This window comes from Paenibacillus sp. W2I17 (assembly GCF_030815985.1).
Lineage (GTDB): Bacteria > Bacillota > Bacilli > Paenibacillales > Paenibacillaceae > Paenibacillus.
Map to the genome: position 1 here is coordinate 3,609,160 of NZ_JAUSXM010000001.1, position 18,831 is coordinate 3,627,990.

Consider the following 18,831-nt stretch of genomic DNA (forward strand, 5'->3'; position numbering starts at 1 on the left):
AGGAGCCTCCCCCCTGCGGCCGCGGCAGTCTATGTCTTCTACTTAGAAGCGCAGCCGCTCCCCTACAGTGACTGAATGTTACAATAATTCAGTCATATCCAGTCATCAATCCATGATCAAGATGCAGCTTCCATGCTCGCATCTTGTTTTTTCATTTTCAACGGTTGACTCTCACGTAACGTGACACTGTACAATCGATGTTGTAAGGAGGTTTCACACATGGCCATGAAGGTAAAAGAAGTTGCCGAACTTGCCTCGATCAGTGTGCGCACACTGCATCACTATGATGAGATCGGACTATTAACACCGGACGAAGTGACTTCTGCCGGGTATCGATTATATTCAGATGCCAACCTGGAACGGTTGCAGCAGATATTGTTTTTCAAGGAACTCGACTTCTCTCTGAAGGAGATCAAAAACATTATAACCAACCCCTCCTTCAATCCAGAAGAAGCACTAAACATGCATCGACTTATTCTATTGGAGAAGCGACAACGCTTGGACCAAATGATTGCTACCATCGATAGAACGGTTTTACACGTGAGAGGAGAGATTAAAATGACAGCCAAAGAACAATTCGAAGGGTTTGATTTTAGCCAGAATCCATATGAACAAGAAGCGCGGGAACGTTGGGGAGACCATGCCGTCGATCACGCAAATCAGAAGCTGCACAGTCAGTCGGGCGAGAAGCAGAAGGCTCTATCCGATCAAATGAACGAAATCTACAAATATCTGGCTTCACTTCGTCACACAGAACCAGCATCTGCCGAGGCACAGGCCGGTATTCAAGAATGGTACACTTGTCTAAACCAAATGGGAAGCTACTCGCCTGAAGCCTTCAGAGGACTTGGTCAGATGTACGTGGATGATGAACGCTTCACGCGTAATATTGATCAGTTTGGCGATGGTTTGGCAGTATTTATGAGAGATGCTATGGCTGTATTTGCTGACCAAAACAAATAATATAGCCTTGTATTCAACCACATACAGTATTATTCAACTCTCATTGCCGTCAGATGTGGACTGTAAACAATAGTATGGAAGTTAACCCCCTGTCCTGTAAAAAAATTTTCTCGTCATCAGCTTTATTCGCTGTAAATGACATGACCCTTCGGATATTTGAACCTACCTCCTGGGTTGACCCTATCGTTCTTGTAATTAACCTTATGAACATGTTGATATATACTAGGGTTATGTGGTAAGTAATTTAAATCGATCCGAATTGTTGCAAAAGTTATGAGCCGTATCCCACCTACTAGCTGGTGAATACATAAAAGGGACGTACACCCTCAGGCGTATCGTCCCTTTTATGTATGCAAGTAACTCAGCCGCAATGTGAACAAGTCTAACTGCTGCTCACTCTGAGTACTTTATGAATATCTTTTAAAGTAGATTGCTCTTTACTACATTTTTCTTCTTCTGCTCCCAGTCCTTCGATATAACCGTTTCACCAGATTTTAGGATGATGATATTAAGTTTCTTCTGTCAAACGTTCTTCATTTTGCTGCCAGCGTCCACCGTATATCCGATTAAGCTCTTGGCGCGTGATCCGATGAAGATGCATCCGTAGCTAGACTTGTTCTCGCCATCCGGCCAGGAATCTGCCATGCAGACACAATCGCAAGTACAATGAATAACAAATCAATCGGTTGACTGAAATACTCCTGGAAGGTTTCCACAAACGCACTGATCATCTCGCTATCAAACACAAGTTCCATCACGCTTACATCACCAAACAGTTCGGAAGTAAAATAAACCACCGTCAGATATTTCCCCAGCAAAATACCAACAAGTGCAAACAGTACGGCAATAATCTTATGTACCGTCGCAATTTGTTTATTGGAGAACAACACAACTGCGTAGCCCGTGAGTGCTCCAATCAAAATCGCAATTAATCCCACCTCATACTCGGTCATTGCAGCAATAGCTGCCCATACGATGCCTCCCAGAATGGCTGCAATTAAGCCACCAATGATCGGCATACCGATTTTAACTCCTTGTTTCTCTTCCATGTTGTCTTTCCCTCCTGAGTCATGCATATGCTTCTTTTCCAGAATTCACCTTTCCTATGAAACCACAAAATGTCCTATTATTCAACATTTTTCTACTCTTAGTGACCATGTATTTACATAATAGAAAAGAAATATTAAGCATCCATTTCCTTATTCGCTCGAATATCATTTTAGTTTTGTCCACAAACCTCTCTTAATCATTCCCTTGGCACATAAAAAAACATCCCTCCAACAGCATAATAGCCGTAGAAGGGATGTTATCCATATCTCTATCATAGATATAACCAATGTAACCGAGAATACTACATTGAAAAGCTATCTCTATCTTACCTTTGCACTTCCTTGGAAGGCTGAATAACAGCTGCAATCTGTGCCAAAATGGCATCCACCGATGCCGGATCATGCACATCATACTCATCAATGTTCAGACGCAGCACAGGGCAAGCTGTAAACTGATCAATCCACACGGAATAGCGCTCGTGCATATGCTCCCAGTACGAACGATCCGTCTGAATCTCCATCTCGCGTCCACGTTCCGTAATTCGGTTTAAAATCGAAGGCAGACTGCCTTCCAGATAGATCAGCACGTCTGGATGTGGGAAATACGGTGTCATTACCATCGCTTCAAACAAACTGCTGTATGTCTCGAAATCTGTAGCAGACATGGTTCCTTGATCCGCATGCATTTGTGCAAAAATGCCCGTATCTTCATAGATGGAACGATCCTGAACGAATCCCCCACCCAGTTCAAAAATCTTCTTCTGTTCCTTGAAGCGCTCTGCCAGGAAATAAATCTGCAGATGGAAGCTCCAACGTTCAAAGTCATGATAGAACTTCTCCAAATATGGATTATGATCGACTTGTTCCAGAGAAGTCTTGAAATTCAAACGCTGTGCAAGCGCAGCCGTTAACGTGGATTTACCCACTCCAACCGTACCTGCTACCGTAATTAATGCATTCGTTGGAATGCCATAGTTATTCATATGATATACTCCTTTACCTGATTAACAATTTGCCTGAAGTGCTCAGGATGTTCCACAAAATCGAGTTGCTCTGCATTGACCTTAATGATTACTGGCGGATTTGAGCTATTTGCCAGATAGTCCATGCCTGTTTTGTAATCGGCGATCAGTTGTTCCATATATGCCGGGTCCATGTCCTGCTCAAATGAACGTCCACGCTTGTTAATGCGGTACATCAACGTATCAAGTTCAGCTTCAATATAGAGCACCAGATTGGGCTTTGGCAGATCATCTGTTAACAGATGATAGATTTGACGATATTTATCCCGTTTCGTTCCCTTTAAGGTACGATCGGCAAAAATCATATTTTTATAGATATGATAGTCTGAAATGACTGGGGTATTCTGCTCTACATAATGAACGCCCGTGTCCTCCAGTTGTTTAAACCGATTACACAGAAAAAACATTTCCAATTGGAAACTCCACTCGTCGATATCCTGATAAAAGGAAGCCAGAAATGGATTCTCTTCTACGATTTCTTTAACTAACGGAAGATTCAATTCATGGGAAAGCATCGTTGCCAGCGTTGTTTTCCCCGCTCCGATCGGACCTTCCACGGCAATAAACGGGGCTGATTTCATCGTGTTTACTGTTCCTCCTCGTACTTATGCGTGTTTCCGTTTTCTATATAGACCTCACCTATTGTATCACAGCTTTAAGGATTGGAACGCCAGTATTTTATGTATATAACAAGTCAAATCACAACTAATGAATTACTTTAAAATAAAAAAAACACACTCGATATCATCAAGTGTGTCTTTCTATTGCTTGGCGGCGTCCTACTCTCCCAGGACCCTGCGGTCCAAGTACCATCGGCGCTAGAGGGCTTAACGGTCGTGTTCGGGATGGGTACGTGTGGAACCCCTCCGCCATCGCCACCAAACGCAACGCTTAGCTTATATTCAGAGATCGTTCTCTGAAAACTAGATTCGAAACGAAACATGCGATTTAGAACTTGCTATTGGATAAGCCCTCGACCGATTAGTACTGGTCAGCTCCATGCATTGCTGCACTTCCACCCCCAGCCTATCTACCTCGTCGTCTTCAAGGGGTCTTACATACTGGGAAATCTCATCTTGAGGGGGGCTTCACGCTTAGATGCTTTCAGCGTTTATCCCGTCCGTACATAGCTACCCAGCGGTGCTCCTGGCGGAACAACTGGTACACCAGCGGTACGTCCATCCCGGTCCTCTCGTACTAAGGACAGCTCCTCTCAAATTTCCTACGCCCACGACAGATAGGGACCGAACTGTCTCACGACGTTCTGAAACCCAGCTCGCGTACCGCTTTAATGGGCGAACAGCCCAACCCTTGGGACCTACTTCAGCCCCAGGATGCGATGAGCCGACATCGAGGTGCCAAACCTCCCCGTCGATGTGGACTCTTGGGGGAGATAAGCCTGTTATCCCCAGGGTAGCTTTTATCCGTTGAGCGATGGCCCTTCCATGCGGTACCACCGGATCACTAAGCCCGACTTTCGTCCCTGCTCGACTTGTAGGTCTCGCAGTCAAGCTCCCTTATGCCTTTGCACTCTTCGAATGATTTCCAACCATTCTGAGGGAACCTTTGGGCGCCTCCGTTACTCTTTAGGAGGCGACCGCCCCAGTCAAACTGCCCACCTGACACTGTCCCCGCACCGGATTACGGTACCAGGTTAGAACCTAGATACGATCAGGGTGGTATCCCAACGTTGCCTCCACGCAAGCTGGCGCTCACGTTTCAAAGGCTCCCACCTATCCTGTACAGATCGTACCCAAATTCAATATCAAGCTGCAGTAAAGCTCCATGGGGTCTTTCCGTCTTGTCGCGGGTAACCTGCATCTTCACAGGTATTAAAATTTCACCGGATCTCTCGTTGAGACAGCGCCCAAGTCGTTACGCCATTCGTGCGGGTCAGAATTTACCTGACAAGGAATTTCGCTACCTTAGGACCGTTATAGTTACGGCCGCCGTTTACTGGGGCTTCGGTTCACAGCTTCGGGATTGCTCCCTAACCACTCCCCTTAACCTTCCAGCACCGGGCAGGCGTCAGCCCGTATACTTCGCCTTACGGCTTCGCACAGACCTGTGTTTTTGCTAAACAGTCGCTTGGGCCTTTTCACTGCGGCCCCCTCGTGCTATTCACACTACCGGGGCACCCCTTCTCCCGAAGTTACGGGGTCATTTTGCCGAGTTCCTTAACGAGAGTTCTTCCGCGCGCCTTAGAATACTCTTCTCGCCTACCTGTGTCGGTTTGCGGTACGGGCACCTTCACCTGGCTAGAGGCTTTTCTTGGCAGTGTGAGATCATGACCTTCGCTACTATAATTTTCGCTCCCCATCACAGCTCAGCCTTACGATGTGCGGATTTGCCTACACATCAGCCTCACTGCTTAGACGGACATCCATCAGTCCGCGTCACTACCCTACTGCGTCCCCCCATTGCTCATAACGGCTTACGGTGGTACAGGAATTTCGACCTGTTGTCCTTCGACTACGCCTTTCGGCCTCGCCTTAGGTCCCGACTTACCCTGAGCGGACGAGCCTTCCTCAGGAACCCTTAGGCTTTCGGCGGATCAGATTCTCACTGATCTTTTCGTTACTCATACCGGCATTCTCACTTGTATAATGTCCAGCGCTCCTTACGGTACACCTTCAACCCTTATACAACGCTCCCCTACCCCTGATGCAAAGCATCAAGCCATAGCTTCGGTGGTGTGTTTAGCCCCGTTACATTTTCGGCGCAGAGTCACTCGACCAGTGAGCTATTACGCACTCTTTCAATGGTGGCTGCTTCTAAGCCAACATCCTGGTTGTCTGTGCAACTCCACATCCTTTCCCACTTAACACACACTTGGGGACCTTAGCTGATGGTCTGGGCTGTTTCCCTTTTGACAATGGATCTTAGCACTCACTGTCTGACTCCCGGAAGTAAGTCTATGGCATTCGGAGTTTGACTGAGCTTGGTAACCCTTGCGGGCCCCGCACCCAATCAGTGCTCTACCTCCACGACTCTGTTTTCCGAGGCTAGCCCTAAAGCTATTTCGGGGAGAACCAGCTATCTCCGAGTTCGATTGGAATTTCTCCGCTACCCCCACCTCATCCCCGCATTTTTCAACATGCGTGGGTTCGGGCCTCCAGTGCGTGTTACCGCACCTTCACCCTGGACAGGGGTAGATCACCCGGTTTCGGGTCTACGTCCACGTACTATGTCGCCCTATTCAGACTCGCTTTCGCTGCGGCTCCGGCTCTTCACCTTAACCTTGCACGGGAACGTAACTCGCCGGTTCATTCTACAAAAGGCACGCCATCACCCCTAAAACGGGCTCTGACTTTTTGTAAGCACACGGTTTCAGGTTCTATTTCACTCCCCTTCCGGGGTGCTTTTCACCTTTCCCTCACGGTACTGCTTCACTATCGGTCGCTAGGAAGTATTTAGCCTTGGCAGATGGTCCTGCCGGATTCATACGGGGTTTCACGTGCCCCGCACTACTCGGGATCCGTCTCGGAGGGAACAGACTTTCAACTACAGGGCTTTTACCTTCTTTGGCGGGCCTTTCCAGACCTCTTCGCTTAACCGGTTCCTTTGTAACTCCATGTGAGACGTCCCACAACCCCAAAGAGCAAGCTCTCTGGTTTGGGCTTCTCCGCGTTCGCTCGCCGCTACTGACGGAATCACTATTGTTTTCTCTTCCTCAGGGTACTTAGATGTTTCAGTTCCCCTGGTATGCCTCTGCACAACCTATGTATTCAGTTGTGAGTAACTGGAAATTACCCCAGCTGGGTTTCCCCATTCGGACACCCCCGGATCAAAGCTTGCTTACAGCTCCCCGAGGCAGTTTCGTTGTTCGCCACGTCCTTCATCGGCTCCTAGCGCCTAGGCATCCTCCGTGTGCTCTTAGTAGCTTAACCTCGTGCTCCGGTATCGACTGCTCGCTTCCCTTGTTTTGCTTGCGCAAAGCCAAAAGTCGCTCCCATTCGATACCATCGTACGTGCAATCTACCTTATAAAAACACTTCACTTGTTTGCACAAGATCAGCTTAAAGGAATGTTCTAATTCGCGTTTGTTTCGTTTCGATATCTAGTTTTCAAAGAACAAGCTCCATGCAAAAGCAAGCTGTTTTGAGAGTTTGAGCTCTCAAAACCGAACAACGAGTGAGTGTTTTGCAGCTGAGCTGCGTATTTGAATGTTTCCGTTGCAGGAAACGATTCTCCATAGAAAGGAGGTGATCCAGCCGCACCTTCCGATACGGCTACCTTGTTACGACTTCACCCCAATCATCTATCCCACACCTTCGGCGGCTGGCTCCTTGCGGTTACCCCACCGACTTCGGGTGTTATAAACTCTCGTGGTGTGACGGGCGGTGTGTACAAGACCCGGGAACGTATTCACCGCGGCATGCTGATCCGCGATTACTAGCAATTCCGACTTCATGCAGGCGAGTTGCAGCCTGCAATCCGAACTGAGACCGGCTTTGTTGGGATTGGCTCCATCTCGCGATTTCGCAGCCCGTTGTACCGGCCATTGTAGTACGTGTGTAGCCCAGGTCATAAGGGGCATGATGATTTGACGTCATCCCCACCTTCCTCCGGTTTGTCACCGGCAGTCTATCTAGAGTGCCCACCCGAAGTGCTGGCAACTAAATATAAGGGTTGCGCTCGTTGCGGGACTTAACCCAACATCTCACGACACGAGCTGACGACAACCATGCACCACCTGTCTCCTCTGTCCCGAAGGAAAGATACATCTCTGTACCGGTCAGAGGGATGTCAAGACCTGGTAAGGTTCTTCGCGTTGCTTCGAATTAAACCACATACTCCACTGCTTGTGCGGGTCCCCGTCAATTCCTTTGAGTTTCAGTCTTGCGACCGTACTCCCCAGGCGGAGTGCTTAATGTGTTAACTTCGGCACCAAGGGTATCGAAACCCCTAACACCTAGCACTCATCGTTTACGGCGTGGACTACCAGGGTATCTAATCCTGTTTGCTCCCCACGCTTTCGCGCCTCAGCGTCAGTTACAGCCCAGAGAGTCGCCTTCGCCACTGGTGTTCCTCCACATATCTACGCATTTCACCGCTACACGTGGAATTCCACTCTCCTCTTCTGCACTCAAGTCACCCAGTTTCCAGTGCGATCCGGGGTTGAGCCCCGGGATTAAACACCAGACTTAAATGACCGCCTGCGCGCGCTTTACGCCCAATAATTCCGGACAACGCTTGCCCCCTACGTATTACCGCGGCTGCTGGCACGTAGTTAGCCGGGGCTTTCTTCTCAGGTACCGTCACCTTGAGAGCAGTTACTCTCCCAAGCGTTCTTCCCTGGCAACAGAGCTTTACGATCCGAAAACCTTCATCACTCACGCGGCATTGCTCCGTCAGGCTTTCGCCCATTGCGGAAGATTCCCTACTGCTGCCTCCCGTAGGAGTCTGGGCCGTGTCTCAGTCCCAGTGTGGCCGATCACCCTCTCAGGTCGGCTACGCATCGTCGCCTTGGTGAGCCGTTACCTCACCAACTAGCTAATGCGCCGCAGGCCCATCCCCAAGTGACAGATTGCTCCGTCTTTCCAGTTTCCTTCAGGCGAAGAAAACAACTATTCGGTATTAGCTACCGTTTCCGGTAGTTGTCCCAAACTTGAGGGCAGGTTGCCTACGTGTTACTCACCCGTCCGCCGCTAAGTATCAAGGAAGCAAGCTTCCTATCAACTCCGCTCGACTTGCATGTATTAGGCATGCCGCCAGCGTTCGTCCTGAGCCAGGATCAAACTCTCCAATAAAGTATTGAAAAGAGCGATAAGCTCATTTTGAATCTGACGAGATTAAAAATCTCATTTGTGCTCCAGCCGATTCAAGCCAAGGCTTGTTTCCAACTTTCGCGTTCATTCTGCAAGCAGAATGTTTACTCACTCGTTGTTCAGTTTTCAAAGATCAAACTTGTTTCGTTACCGAATGTTATTCTCTTCAGCAACTCTTATATAATATCATGTCCGAACCAACTTTGCAAGCTCTTTTTTTAAGTTTCTTTCGAAGCTTATTTCATTTGCTTGCCGCACCAGTGTTAAACGGTGTTTTCTTAGCCGGATTAATAATATATCACGTATAGATATTAATTACAATACTTAATTTAATAAAATTCATTTACTACAAATCAACTACCTTTACTGTGTTGCTCTCCTCTATCCCAGTGTAAAGTTTATTATAGCTTAAATGACATTCTTTCCATTCATACATCGCAATACATATCTAATTGATTTCAAACTTATTAGCCTACATCTCCACCCATATATTTTAGCTTCATTAATATGCTCAATTTAGGTTGTCCTTTTATCAATCTCATGCTAGATTACTGGGAGCACTGTAAGTTACCACGAGTATAAGTAGAAGTATTATAGAAGATAAACAAAAAAGTGATGCACGCATATAACTATACGTGAACCACTTTCTTGTGTGTTATTAACATTATATATAGAAGGAAACTCTTAATGTTGTGCCTGTGCTGATGCTGGAGGCGTCATTGCCATTTGTCCATTACCTGCTTTTTGCATGCCAACTCTCAGCAACGTAATTCCCCACGTTATAATCGAGATCAACAGAAGATGAACCATGTATCCACCCACTGCTTCTCCACTATAGATCAAACGCATAAATCCCTGTACCCCATTGGAAGCGGGTAGAAAGTTTCCAATATAACGGTAGAATGGCGCCAGCATCTCGGCTGGAATGATATTTCCTGCTGTCATCAACTGGAGCGGAACCATTGCTACATTAAATAGAGGGCCTGCATTACCAAACAGGGCAAAACTCATTTGTGTAAAACAGATACAAGCCAGACTCACCAGCACATGATACAGATACAAAGCGCCGAAGGAACTCGCAACATCCGTGAACTGAAGAGCTACTATATCCACAATCAGAGGAACGATCACAGCTATACACAATAACAGCAATTGCCGTCCCCAGAAGATTTCCCATTTGGAGTGGTTACGCTTCATGATATTCGACGTAATATTGAACTGAATGTTCATGGTCATCGAAGCAATGTAGGTGATAAAACCCAGAATCATGGGCAGCATCGATGTTGCAAAATCACTCACGCTGTTCGTTTTATTAATTTCAGCCTTCACAGGCCCTTCATTCATCTTCGCCATCGCTTGTCCAATAGCTGCACTCAGTTCATCGCTGTTTGTACTATCGTTATTGAGTGTCACTTGAACCTTGGATTCCAGAATCCCTTGGCCCATTTGTGCGGTCATCCCGGTCGCAGCATGTTCCACAATGGATTTGGCTACATCCGCATTTCCCTGATTGATATAAAAGGACAAGCTCCCCTCTGTACCGCTACCAATCTGGTCAGCAAACCCTTCCGGAATCACAATAACCATCGCATACTTACCTGCATTCATCTGTTGCTCGGCTTCCTTCGCAGAATCCAGCACATTTACCTTGAACGGCGCGAGCGTCTCAATCTGCTTCTGTACCTCTGTTCCCTGTGTACCATCTTCGTTCACCAGAGCAACTTGAAGTTGATCCACTCTCTCCGTGGCTTGATGATAACCCGTCATCCAGATCACAACAAATAACAACGGAACAATCAATGCAAAAACCAATCCTATTTTTGTCTGTGGCACTTTAAGAAAATCTTTGAAGCTTCTCATTCGTTCACGACTCCCGTTAGTTAAAATTAAAATAATTGCACTACATATATATGCACGTGCACATATTTGGTCAAAAAAATTTATTTCATCTTCTCATAGATGCGATTCATCACATTCATGAATGCTTCAAGCTCTTCAGGGGAACATTCGGCGAGTGCCTCTTGCTCTTGCTGTTTTGCCTTTGGTGTAAGAACGTTATTCATTTCCAGTCCTTCCGCCGTCAAACAAAGCAAAACCGCTCTGCGGTCCTGTGGATCTTCTTCTCTTGTCACCAGACCTTTGCGAATCAACTTGTCTATAATTTTACCTACCGTTGTCTGGTCCCGCACTGTTAATTCAGCCAGTTTTTTCTGTGATATATGGCTTCCAGCCTTGCTCAATTCATTCAAGACTGCAAATTGTTCCGGTGTAATATCCTGTTCACTCAGATTTCTGGTTGTTGTTTTTTTATATGCCAGATACGTCCGTGACAGAATCAGTCCAAGTGGATTTTCATCCATATTAACAGGCATGCTGATGCTCCTTTCTCTATATAGTAGCACTACCATCTAATTTGCGTAAGCTCTATATTATTACCATATTTACATTACTGTCAATTTAATTTTTTATCTTTTCAAGCAAAAAGAGACCCACCCGTTAGTCAGGCAGCTCTCTCCTCTGGCATCGTCAAGCTATACTTACTCGGGCTTGCCACTTGTAGTTTCGGTATCGTCCTTCTTCTTTGTACCTTTACTTTTATAAGGCTTCGGGGCACTTTTCGCCCGGTTAGCAGCGGCTTGCCAACGGTTCCAGCCTTTCTTACCCGTACCACGGCCGGTGCCGCCTTTTCCTTTTGCATTGCTCATGTTATCACTCCAATAATCCTGTATATGCTTAAAAATGACCGTCCTCGGTAACTTATTATGCAACCCAGCCCATCTAATTCACTTCCAGCATTCTTATTATACCAAAAATCCACGTCTTTACGTCCATTTCCATAAATCATTGTATTGTTATTCTGTTATGAAAGCGGTATAGTGGACATAATTGAAAGAGGAAGCTGCGTCTTCTTCGGGATTGTTACTGGTAAGCAGGCGATACCCAAACCAAGGCTGTCTATTAAGCCTTAGTTTGGGTTTTTTGTTATTATTACGACCAATTGAGGTGAAACACATATATGATCATCCGTCAGATTTTTAACAACAATGTCATCCGGGCTGAGAACCAGGTTGGTCACGAATTTGTTGTCATTGGCAACGGTCTTGGCTTCAAAAAGAAAAACGGACAGCCTGTGGATGAGGATAAAATCGAAAAAACCTTTGTGCTGAAATCGGATAAAATACCGCAAAAATTAATTGATCTGATTGGGGAAACATCGGTCGAATATTTGAAGTTAGCGGACGAAATTGTGGGCCATGCCAAACAGGAAATGGGCGATGTTTTTAGTGATAATATCTATATATCATTGATCGATCATATTCAGTTTGCCATTACCCGGTACCGTAAATCCGTCGGGCTGAAGAATTCCCTTTTGTGGCAGATCAAGAAGTTTTACAAGAAGGAGTTTGGGATTGGCATGAACGCTGTGGAGCTGATTCAGGAACAATTCGGCATCCAGATGGATGAACATGAGGCCAGCTTTATTGCGATGCATTTTGTAAACGCTCGTCAAGATGCTCAAGGCATGAAACAAACCGTTGAAATTACTGAAGTTATTGATGATATTTTCAACATTGTGACCAACCATTACCACATCGCCTTGGATGAGAATTCATTTAATTATTCCCGGTTTATTACCCATCTTCAATATTTTGTGCAGCGAATATTGAGTAATGAACAGGAGCAATTTGCTTCAGGAGATAACTTTCTGTATGAGCAAGTGAAAGACAAATACAGCAAGGCTTTTCAGTGCACACAGCGGATCAATCAGTACCTTGAAGACAAGTTTGAAAGTGCCATGTCCATTGATGAAAAGGTGTATTTGACGATCCATATTCAACGTGTCACTTCCCGTAACGAGCTTCTCGACGCGGAATAAAAAAAGCTTGCAAACGATTTCGGCGTCATATATAGTAGGTCTCACAACTTAACGACAAGGATTGTTACTGCTCAAGCAGGCGATACCTAAATGATTGGCAACAGGTCATCTTTCCGATGATCATAGCCATTCGTTTAGGTATTTTTTTGTTTTCAGGCAATCTTAACAACAAAGGAGAATGAACATGGATCATAAAAAAATGGGGGATGACATCGTTCGTCTCGTCGGCGGAGAAGCCAATATCAATGGTCTTGTCCACTGTGCGACCCGGCTGAGATTCGACCTGAAAGATTCGAAAAAGGCCGAACGCGAAACGCTTGAAAAACACGATGGTATTATTACCGTTGTCGAAAGCGGCGGCCAGTTCCAGGTTGTCATCGGTAGTAACGTGGCTCATGTATATGCGGAGATTATGAAAAACCGGGATTTTGGAGGAGATTCCTCCTCATCGGCTGAGTCCACAGGGGAAAAAACCTCGCTATTATCCAAAGTTTTTGAAATTATATCCGGAAGTTTCTCGCCGTTAATTCCGGCTATGGCAGGATCAGGTATGCTAAAAGCTTTGCTGACTGTCCTGACCATGCTCGGATGGATGTCTGATACAAGTGACACATACCTGATTTTATCTGCTGCCGGTAACGCTGTATTTTATTTCTTGCCCATTTTCCTCGGCATCACACTGGGTATGAAGCTGAAAGCCAATCCTTATGTAGCTGGTGTAATTGGTGCCGCTCTGATGGAACCGAGCTTCACGGGGCTCATGGATAAAGGCTCGGATGTATCGTTCCTGGGCATACCGGTTGTGATGATGAATTATTCAGCCAGCGTATTCCCAATCTTCATATCGATTAGTATTTACGCTGTTCTGGATAAGTTACTCAAAAAAATCATTTTGAAAGACCTGCAATTGTTCCTTGTACCGATGATTGCTTTGATGATTATGGTTCCTCTGTCCGCAATGGCCTTTGGACCATTCGGCACCACGGTAGGTGACTGGATCTCCTCCGGCGTAACTTGGCTCATTGGTGTCAGCGGTATATTATCAGGGGTTGTACTCGGTGGATTCATGACCTTCATGGTTGTCTTTGGACTCCACTGGGGTTTCACTCCAATCACGATACAGAATATCGGGGTTGGCGGCGATCCGATTGAAGCCATGGCTGCTGCAGCTGTATTTGCACAAATCGGTGTAGCCTTCGGTATTTTCCTAAAAGCCAAAAAGAACAAAACCCTGCGTACTCTCGCTGGTTCAACCAGCCTTACAGGTTTACTTGCAGGAGTCACTGAACCAATTGTATACGGTTTGATCCTGCGTTATAAACGTGTGATTCCTATCGTGGTTATCGCAGGTGCGATCGGCGGTGCCATCAATGGTCACTTTGGTGTTAAAATGACTGCTTATGTGTTCCACAATATATTTGCCATTCCCGTCTATACACCAACGGTTGTCTACGTAATTGCGATTGCCTGCTCCTTTGCGGTAGCAGCAGTACTAACGGTGATGTTTGGTTATGAAAGCAAAACGAAAGACACAGCTTCCGAGACAAACAAATCTGTCTCCAGCACATCGGCTGAAAGTACGCCGGTAGAGCTTCCTGTCGTACCTGAGACTCAAACAACAGAAATCAAGAAAGAACAAATTTATAGCCCACTTACAGGTAAAGCCGTAGCACTGAGTACCATTAACGACCCAGCCTTTTCAACTGGTGCTATGGGCAAAGGTTTGGCGATTGTCCCTGAGATTGGTGAAGTTGTCGCTCCGGTAGATGGTGTTGTCACTTCCCTCTTCCCGACTGGACATGCCATTGGATTAACAACTAACGCAGGAACGGAAATTCTGATTCATATTGGCATCAACACAGTAGCGTTGAAGGGAAAACACTTCACTCCTGTCGTTCAGGAAGGTGATATCGTCAGACAGGGCGATCTGTTGATCCAGTTTGACATCGATAAGATCAAGGAAGCCGGATACGAAACCGTAACACCTGTCATTGTGACCCTAACGCAGCAAGAAGTGGATGTGTTCGAAACGAATCAAGAACATGTACAGAAAAACGATGTCCTGCTGACTCTCGTTGTCTAACACAACTTATATTATACGAATTCAACTTAGGAGGAACTAACCATGAAACATACTCAACTGAAACCATTCCCTAAAGATTTCTTCTGGGGAGGTTCAACCTCTGCCTATCAGATTGAGGGAGCCTGGAATGAAGATGGCAAAGGCCCTTCTGTCATTGACATGGGCAATCATGTGGAAGGTGTAACCGACTTCAAGGTAACCAGTAATCACTATTATATGTACAAAGAAGATGTGGCGTTGCTAGCCGAAATGGGCTTCAAAGCCTACCGTTTCTCGATCGCATGGACACGCATCTATCCGCAAGGAGCGGGTGAAGTAAATCCGAAGGGGCTCGCGTTTTACGATTCTCTCATTAATGAGTTAATTAAATACGGTATTGAACCCATAGTGACGATGTATCACTTCGATCTTCCTTATGCGCTTGAGGAAAAAGGTGGGTGGTCCAACCGTGCAACGATTGATGCTTTTGAACAATATGCCAAGACCCTTTATGAGAACTACGGAGACCGGGTTAAATATTGGTTGACCATTAACGAACAAAATATGCTGATCCTGCATCCTGGCTCTCTGGGTACACTGGATACAACACTTGTTGATCCGCAAAAAACACTGTATCAGCAAAATCACCACATGCTGGTTGCTCAAGCTAAAGCGATGGTCCTGTGTCATGAAATGCTGCCTGAAGCCAAGATTGGCCCAGCTCCTAATATCGGTGTAATTTACCCGGCTAGCTCCAAACCAGAAGACACACTCGCGGCTGATAACTATGCTGCCATTCGTAACTGGCTCTATCTCGATATGGCGGTATATGGGCGTTATAATCATATTGCCTGGAGTTATCTCGAAGAAAAAGGATATACGCCTGTCATTGAGGACGGAGATATGGATATCCTTGCTCAAGGAAACCCTGATTTTATTGCGTTTAACTACTATACTTCCCAGACGGTTGGTGAAAGTCTGAACGATGGTAATGACTTCTCCCATACAGGAGATCAGCATGAAATCGTAGGTGAACCGGGCGCATATAGAGGATCTGTGAATCCTAATCTGCAAAAAACGGAGTTTGGTTGGGAAATTGATCCCGTGGGCTTCCGCTCTACCCTTCGCCAGATCTACTCCCGTTATCATCTACCATTGATTGTTACGGAAAACGGTCTGGGTGCCTTTGATAAGCTGGAGGAAGGCGACGTGGTTAACGATCCATATCGTATTGAATTCTTCAATAAACATATCGAACAGATTCAACTGGCGATTACGGATGGCGTGGATGTATTTGGCTTCTGCCCTTGGTCTGCGATCGATCTGGTTAGCACACATCAAGGGTCAAGCAAACGTTATGGATTCATCTATGTGGATCGTGAGGAATTCGATATCAAGGAATTGAGACGTATCCGCAAACAAAGTTTCCACTGGTATCAAAAACTGATTGAAACGAATGGAGAAATTCGTTAATACCGTACTATTAAAAAAATCGACTCCACATGAAACATGTGAAGTCGACTTTTTTGGTGTTGATGCATTGATGTGGAAGCTTTCTTTTCCAATTATAAAGTTACATTTCAGCCTTCGGTTGCTTTACCGCTTTGGCCCCTCTAAGTACCCGTAGGGATAACAGGAAACAGATCGCCAAAACGGCTGCTGCTGAAACGTAAGGATAGTTAATATTCACATCGAACAGTGCTCCAGCTACGATCGGACCTGCGATATTCCCCAAACTGGTATAAGCCGAGTTCAGTCCGGCCACAAAGCCTTGTTGTTCTTGTGCCAGTTTGGACATCTGTGTACTGATCGCCGGACGTAAAATATCCATACCCAGAAAGACGATAAACGTTACGACAAGAATCATCCAGTACGTACTTACAAACAAGGTCAACAGTACAAATACGGCTACAAATAACAGACAGACCGATATAACCATCTTTTCACCAAACCGGTTGAGCAACCAACCGATCAGAGATACTTGTACAACCGCACCCGCGATGGAACCAAAAGTAATAATGAATGCAATGTCTTTGGTCGTGAAACCAAACTTGTGATCTACAAACAGAGAAAATACCGTCTCATAGTTCGCCAGACCAAATGCCATAACAAATACAATAATCAAGCTAAAAAAGTACGGTTCACGGTATGAATTCAGCAATTGGGATACCATGCCCGGAGCTTTGACCTTTGTTAAACCAGGGATAGGTTTACTTTGTTCTCCTGTACTTCGTGCAGATTCCGGCAAAATAATCAATGTAATAATTGATGCAAGCAACCCGGCAACCCCTGCGGCGTAGAAGGGAATTCGAATGCCAAAGTCCGCAATGTACCCACCAATTCCCGGACCGATGATAAATCCGGTTGTAATCGCTGCATTAATCAATCCCATACCTTTGCCGCGTTCTTCCTCCGTTGTAATATCTGCGGTGTAAGCCATAACCGCCGGGAAGATCATCGCCGCACCAATACCACCAAGCATCCGGGCTGCGAAGAGTAGCACTGGTGCGTTGACCGCACCAAACATAAACTCGGATACGGCAAAGATCAGCATGCCGCCAACGATAATTTTTTTACGTCCCCATGTATCCGACCAACGACCCGCAAGCGGGGAGAACAGAAACTGGGTGAAGGAAAATGCCGCTACCAGCAATCCGACCGTGAATCCGGTGATATGCAGTAGATCCATATACGCAGGCATGATCGGTACAACCAGACCAATACCCGTAAAAACGAGAAAAATATTAAACATTAACAGCAGCAGTGCGCCCCTGTTCCGTGTTAGTAATGCCATGATTCCATCCTCCGTAGTTGTCAAAATGTTGCTTAAGCTTTATCTTTTGCAATGCCGTGCAAGAATACACTAGCGGCCTGGCGATATAACGCAAGAGCCTGATCAGGCTCCATCCCCCGTGACATCTGACTAAGGCCAATAATGGTACTTTCCAATATGAGCGCGAGATTATCTACATTGTCTGCTTTGAACTCACCGCTCTCAATGCCTTGTTCTATCATTTGTTTATTAAATTGAATATGCCGCTCAAACATTAAGGAGATCCGCTCCTCAATATCGTTTTCTTTCTTCTCCCCTGTGAAGAACTCATCAGCCGCCTTTGTCAGCGGGTGATTCATGTCATCCATGACGAGTTGTTCAGCCAGACCGTATATCTTTTCCGTGGAGGTGCGATAGAGATGTTCTTTGGCCGCCCAACTCTCTTCCCACTCCCGATCCCACTCATCGATTAGATAGAGGAACAGACCTTCCTTACTTTTAAAATGGTAATATATATTGCCTTTGCTGCTGCCCGTCGCAGCTACAATATCCTCAATGGACGTTGCTTTATAACCTTTTTGTACAAAAAGGGCTTTGGAAGCATCCGCAAGTTTTTTCTTGGTCTGCTCAGTCTGTAGTTGTTTTTTATTCATATTCATTCCATTTCACTCCGTCCCATCCATACTGAACATTCGTTCTGTATTTTAACAGATGCACCCAATATAAGCAATGAAAAAGGTACGACTGACAAAAAAAGAACCTTCCTATTAATCTAGGAAGGCTCTAGTTATTTTCAGTTTATTACTCGGAAGGAAAAGCGCTGAGATCCATATAGGAAACTTCCCACAGGTGATCATCCAGATCCTGAAAACTCCATCCGTACATAAATCCGTGATCTTGTGGTTCGTTGGATGGCTTCCCTCCTGCATCGAGGGCAGCTTGTACAATCACATCTACCTGCTCACGGCTATCTACAGACAGGGCAACGATGACTTCGGTTGTATCGGCGGCATTGGAGATTTTTTTTGAAATGAAGGATTGGAAACGTTCCTCCACCAGAAGCATGGCATAAATATTATCCCCGATGATCATACAAGTAGCAGACTCGTCCGTAAAATTGGCGTCAAACTCAAATCCCACCTTGGTAAAAAACTCAACGGATTTCTTCAAATCTTGAACAGGTAAATTGACAAAAATCTGCTTAGCACGAATAGCCACCATCGATCACCTCGAACTCATAGAATAGATTCCACCTCAAAATAACACCTCGCGTATACGCTGTCAATTGATTATAATGGAGACATTCCAACTTGT

At 45.7% G+C, this 18,831-nt stretch carries 13 protein-coding genes and 3 rRNA genes; 4 read left to right on the forward strand and 12 right to left on the reverse strand.

Translation table 11 applies throughout. The features are described 5' to 3' along the window. The first annotated feature begins 219 nt into the window (after positions 1–219). On the forward strand, positions 220–963 hold the full coding sequence (locus QF041_RS15995; protein ID WP_307414898.1) for a MerR family transcriptional regulator: 744 nt from the start codon (positions 220–222) through the stop codon (positions 961–963). 566 nt (positions 964–1,529) lie between these two features. Here QF041_RS15995 and QF041_RS16000 read toward each other — a convergent pair. From QF041_RS16000 to QF041_RS16040, 9 genes are all read right to left on the reverse strand, one after another. Next, positions 1,530–2,012, reverse strand: coding sequence for a hypothetical protein (locus QF041_RS16000; protein ID WP_223199847.1), 483 nt, complete (start codon positions 2,010–2,012; stop codon positions 1,530–1,532). Between the two features lie 326 nt (positions 2,013–2,338). Next, positions 2,339–2,995, reverse strand: coding sequence for a deoxynucleoside kinase (locus QF041_RS16005; protein WP_036672670.1), 657 nt, complete (start codon positions 2,993–2,995; stop codon positions 2,339–2,341). Beyond that, complete coding sequence (locus QF041_RS16010) at positions 2,992–3,615, reverse strand: deoxynucleoside kinase (RefSeq protein ID WP_076253494.1); 624 nt, start codon at positions 3,613–3,615, stop codon at positions 2,992–2,994. The genes QF041_RS16005 and QF041_RS16010 overlap by 4 nt, the downstream gene beginning before the upstream one ends. A 185-nt stretch (positions 3,616–3,800) precedes the next feature. After that, a 5S ribosomal RNA gene (rrf, locus tag QF041_RS16015) occupies positions 3,801–3,917 on the reverse strand. Between the two features lie 78 nt (positions 3,918–3,995). Next, positions 3,996–6,924, reverse strand: a 23S ribosomal RNA gene (locus QF041_RS16020). A gap of 308 nt (positions 6,925–7,232) precedes the next feature. Next, positions 7,233–8,787, reverse strand: a 16S ribosomal RNA gene (locus tag QF041_RS16025). The 16S, 23S and 5S rRNA genes sit together here, the layout of an rRNA operon. Positions 8,788–9,489: 702 nt before the next feature. After that, complete coding sequence (locus QF041_RS16030; protein ID WP_307414899.1) at positions 9,490–10,665, reverse strand: YhgE/Pip domain-containing protein; 1,176 nt, start codon at positions 10,663–10,665, stop codon at positions 9,490–9,492. 80 nt (positions 10,666–10,745) lie between these two features. Further along, the gene (locus tag QF041_RS16035) at positions 10,746–11,177 is read right to left on the reverse strand and encodes a MarR family winged helix-turn-helix transcriptional regulator (protein ID WP_036605963.1); all 432 of its coding nucleotides are present in this window, start codon (positions 11,175–11,177) and stop codon (positions 10,746–10,748) included. Between the two features lie 165 nt (positions 11,178–11,342). Continuing rightward, positions 11,343–11,510, reverse strand: a complete 168-nt coding sequence (locus QF041_RS16040; protein ID WP_307414900.1) for a DUF3934 family protein — start codon at positions 11,508–11,510, stop codon at positions 11,343–11,345. A 311-nt stretch (positions 11,511–11,821) separates the two neighbouring features. Between QF041_RS16040 and licT the strand changes: the two genes are divergently transcribed. From licT to QF041_RS16055, 3 genes are all read left to right on the forward strand, one after another. After that, positions 11,822–12,682: a BglG family transcription antiterminator LicT gene (gene licT / locus QF041_RS16045; RefSeq protein ID WP_307414902.1), complete on the forward strand. Its 861-nt coding sequence runs from the start codon at positions 11,822–11,824 to the stop codon at positions 12,680–12,682. A gap of 184 nt (positions 12,683–12,866) precedes the next feature. Continuing rightward, on the forward strand, positions 12,867–14,765 hold the full coding sequence (locus tag QF041_RS16050; RefSeq protein ID WP_307414903.1) for a beta-glucoside-specific PTS transporter subunit IIABC: 1,899 nt from the start codon (positions 12,867–12,869) through the stop codon (positions 14,763–14,765). A 42-nt stretch (positions 14,766–14,807) separates the two neighbouring features. Continuing rightward, positions 14,808–16,217, forward strand: coding sequence for a glycoside hydrolase family 1 protein (locus QF041_RS16055; RefSeq protein ID WP_307414904.1), 1,410 nt, complete (start codon positions 14,808–14,810; stop codon positions 16,215–16,217). A gap of 100 nt (positions 16,218–16,317) precedes the next feature. Here QF041_RS16055 and QF041_RS16060 read toward each other — a convergent pair whose 3' ends face one another. The 3 genes from QF041_RS16060 to QF041_RS16070 all read right to left on the reverse strand — a co-directional run bounded on the left by QF041_RS16060 (position 16,318) and on the right by QF041_RS16070 (position 18,735). Next, complete coding sequence (locus QF041_RS16060; protein WP_036605966.1) at positions 16,318–17,538, reverse strand: MFS transporter; 1,221 nt, start codon at positions 17,536–17,538, stop codon at positions 16,318–16,320. A 32-nt stretch (positions 17,539–17,570) separates the two neighbouring features. Beyond that, a complete protein-coding gene (locus tag QF041_RS16065; protein ID WP_036606079.1) occupies positions 17,571–18,170 on the reverse strand; it encodes a TetR/AcrR family transcriptional regulator in 600 nt (199 codons plus the stop codon). 148 nt (positions 18,171–18,318) lie between these two features. Continuing rightward, positions 18,319–18,735, reverse strand: coding sequence for a VOC family protein (locus QF041_RS16070; RefSeq protein WP_036606080.1), 417 nt, complete (start codon positions 18,733–18,735; stop codon positions 18,319–18,321). Positions 18,736–18,831 lie beyond the last annotated feature (96 nt).

Bases quoted from the DNA above. Each gene is read 5' to 3' on its own strand.
- QF041_RS15995 (WP_307414898.1), top strand. From the start codon at position 220: ATGGCCATGAAGGTAAAAGAAGTTGCCGAACTTGCCTCGATCAGTGTG.
- QF041_RS16030 (WP_307414899.1), bottom strand. From the start codon at position 10,665: ATGAGAAGCTTCAAAGATTTTCTTAAAGTGCCACAGACAAAAATAGGA.
- QF041_RS16060 (WP_036605966.1), bottom strand. From the start codon at position 17,538: ATGGCATTACTAACACGGAACAGGGGCGCACTGCTGCTGTTAATGTTT.
- licT (WP_307414902.1), top strand. From the start codon at position 11,822: ATGATCATCCGTCAGATTTTTAACAACAATGTCATCCGGGCTGAGAAC.
- QF041_RS16050 (WP_307414903.1), top strand. From the start codon at position 12,867: ATGGATCATAAAAAAATGGGGGATGACATCGTTCGTCTCGTCGGCGGA.
- QF041_RS16065 (WP_036606079.1), bottom strand. From the start codon at position 18,170: ATGAATAAAAAACAACTACAGACTGAGCAGACCAAGAAAAAACTTGCG.
- QF041_RS16000 (WP_223199847.1), bottom strand. From the start codon at position 2,012: ATGGAAGAGAAACAAGGAGTTAAAATCGGTATGCCGATCATTGGTGGC.
- QF041_RS16010 (WP_076253494.1), bottom strand. From the start codon at position 3,615: ATGAAATCAGCCCCGTTTATTGCCGTGGAAGGTCCGATCGGAGCGGGG.
- QF041_RS16040 (WP_307414900.1), bottom strand. From the start codon at position 11,510: ATGAGCAATGCAAAAGGAAAAGGCGGCACCGGCCGTGGTACGGGTAAG.
- QF041_RS16035 (WP_036605963.1), bottom strand. From the start codon at position 11,177: ATGCCTGTTAATATGGATGAAAATCCACTTGGACTGATTCTGTCACGG.
- QF041_RS16005 (WP_036672670.1), bottom strand. From the start codon at position 2,995: ATGAATAACTATGGCATTCCAACGAATGCATTAATTACGGTAGCAGGT.
- QF041_RS16055 (WP_307414904.1), top strand. From the start codon at position 14,808: ATGAAACATACTCAACTGAAACCATTCCCTAAAGATTTCTTCTGGGGA.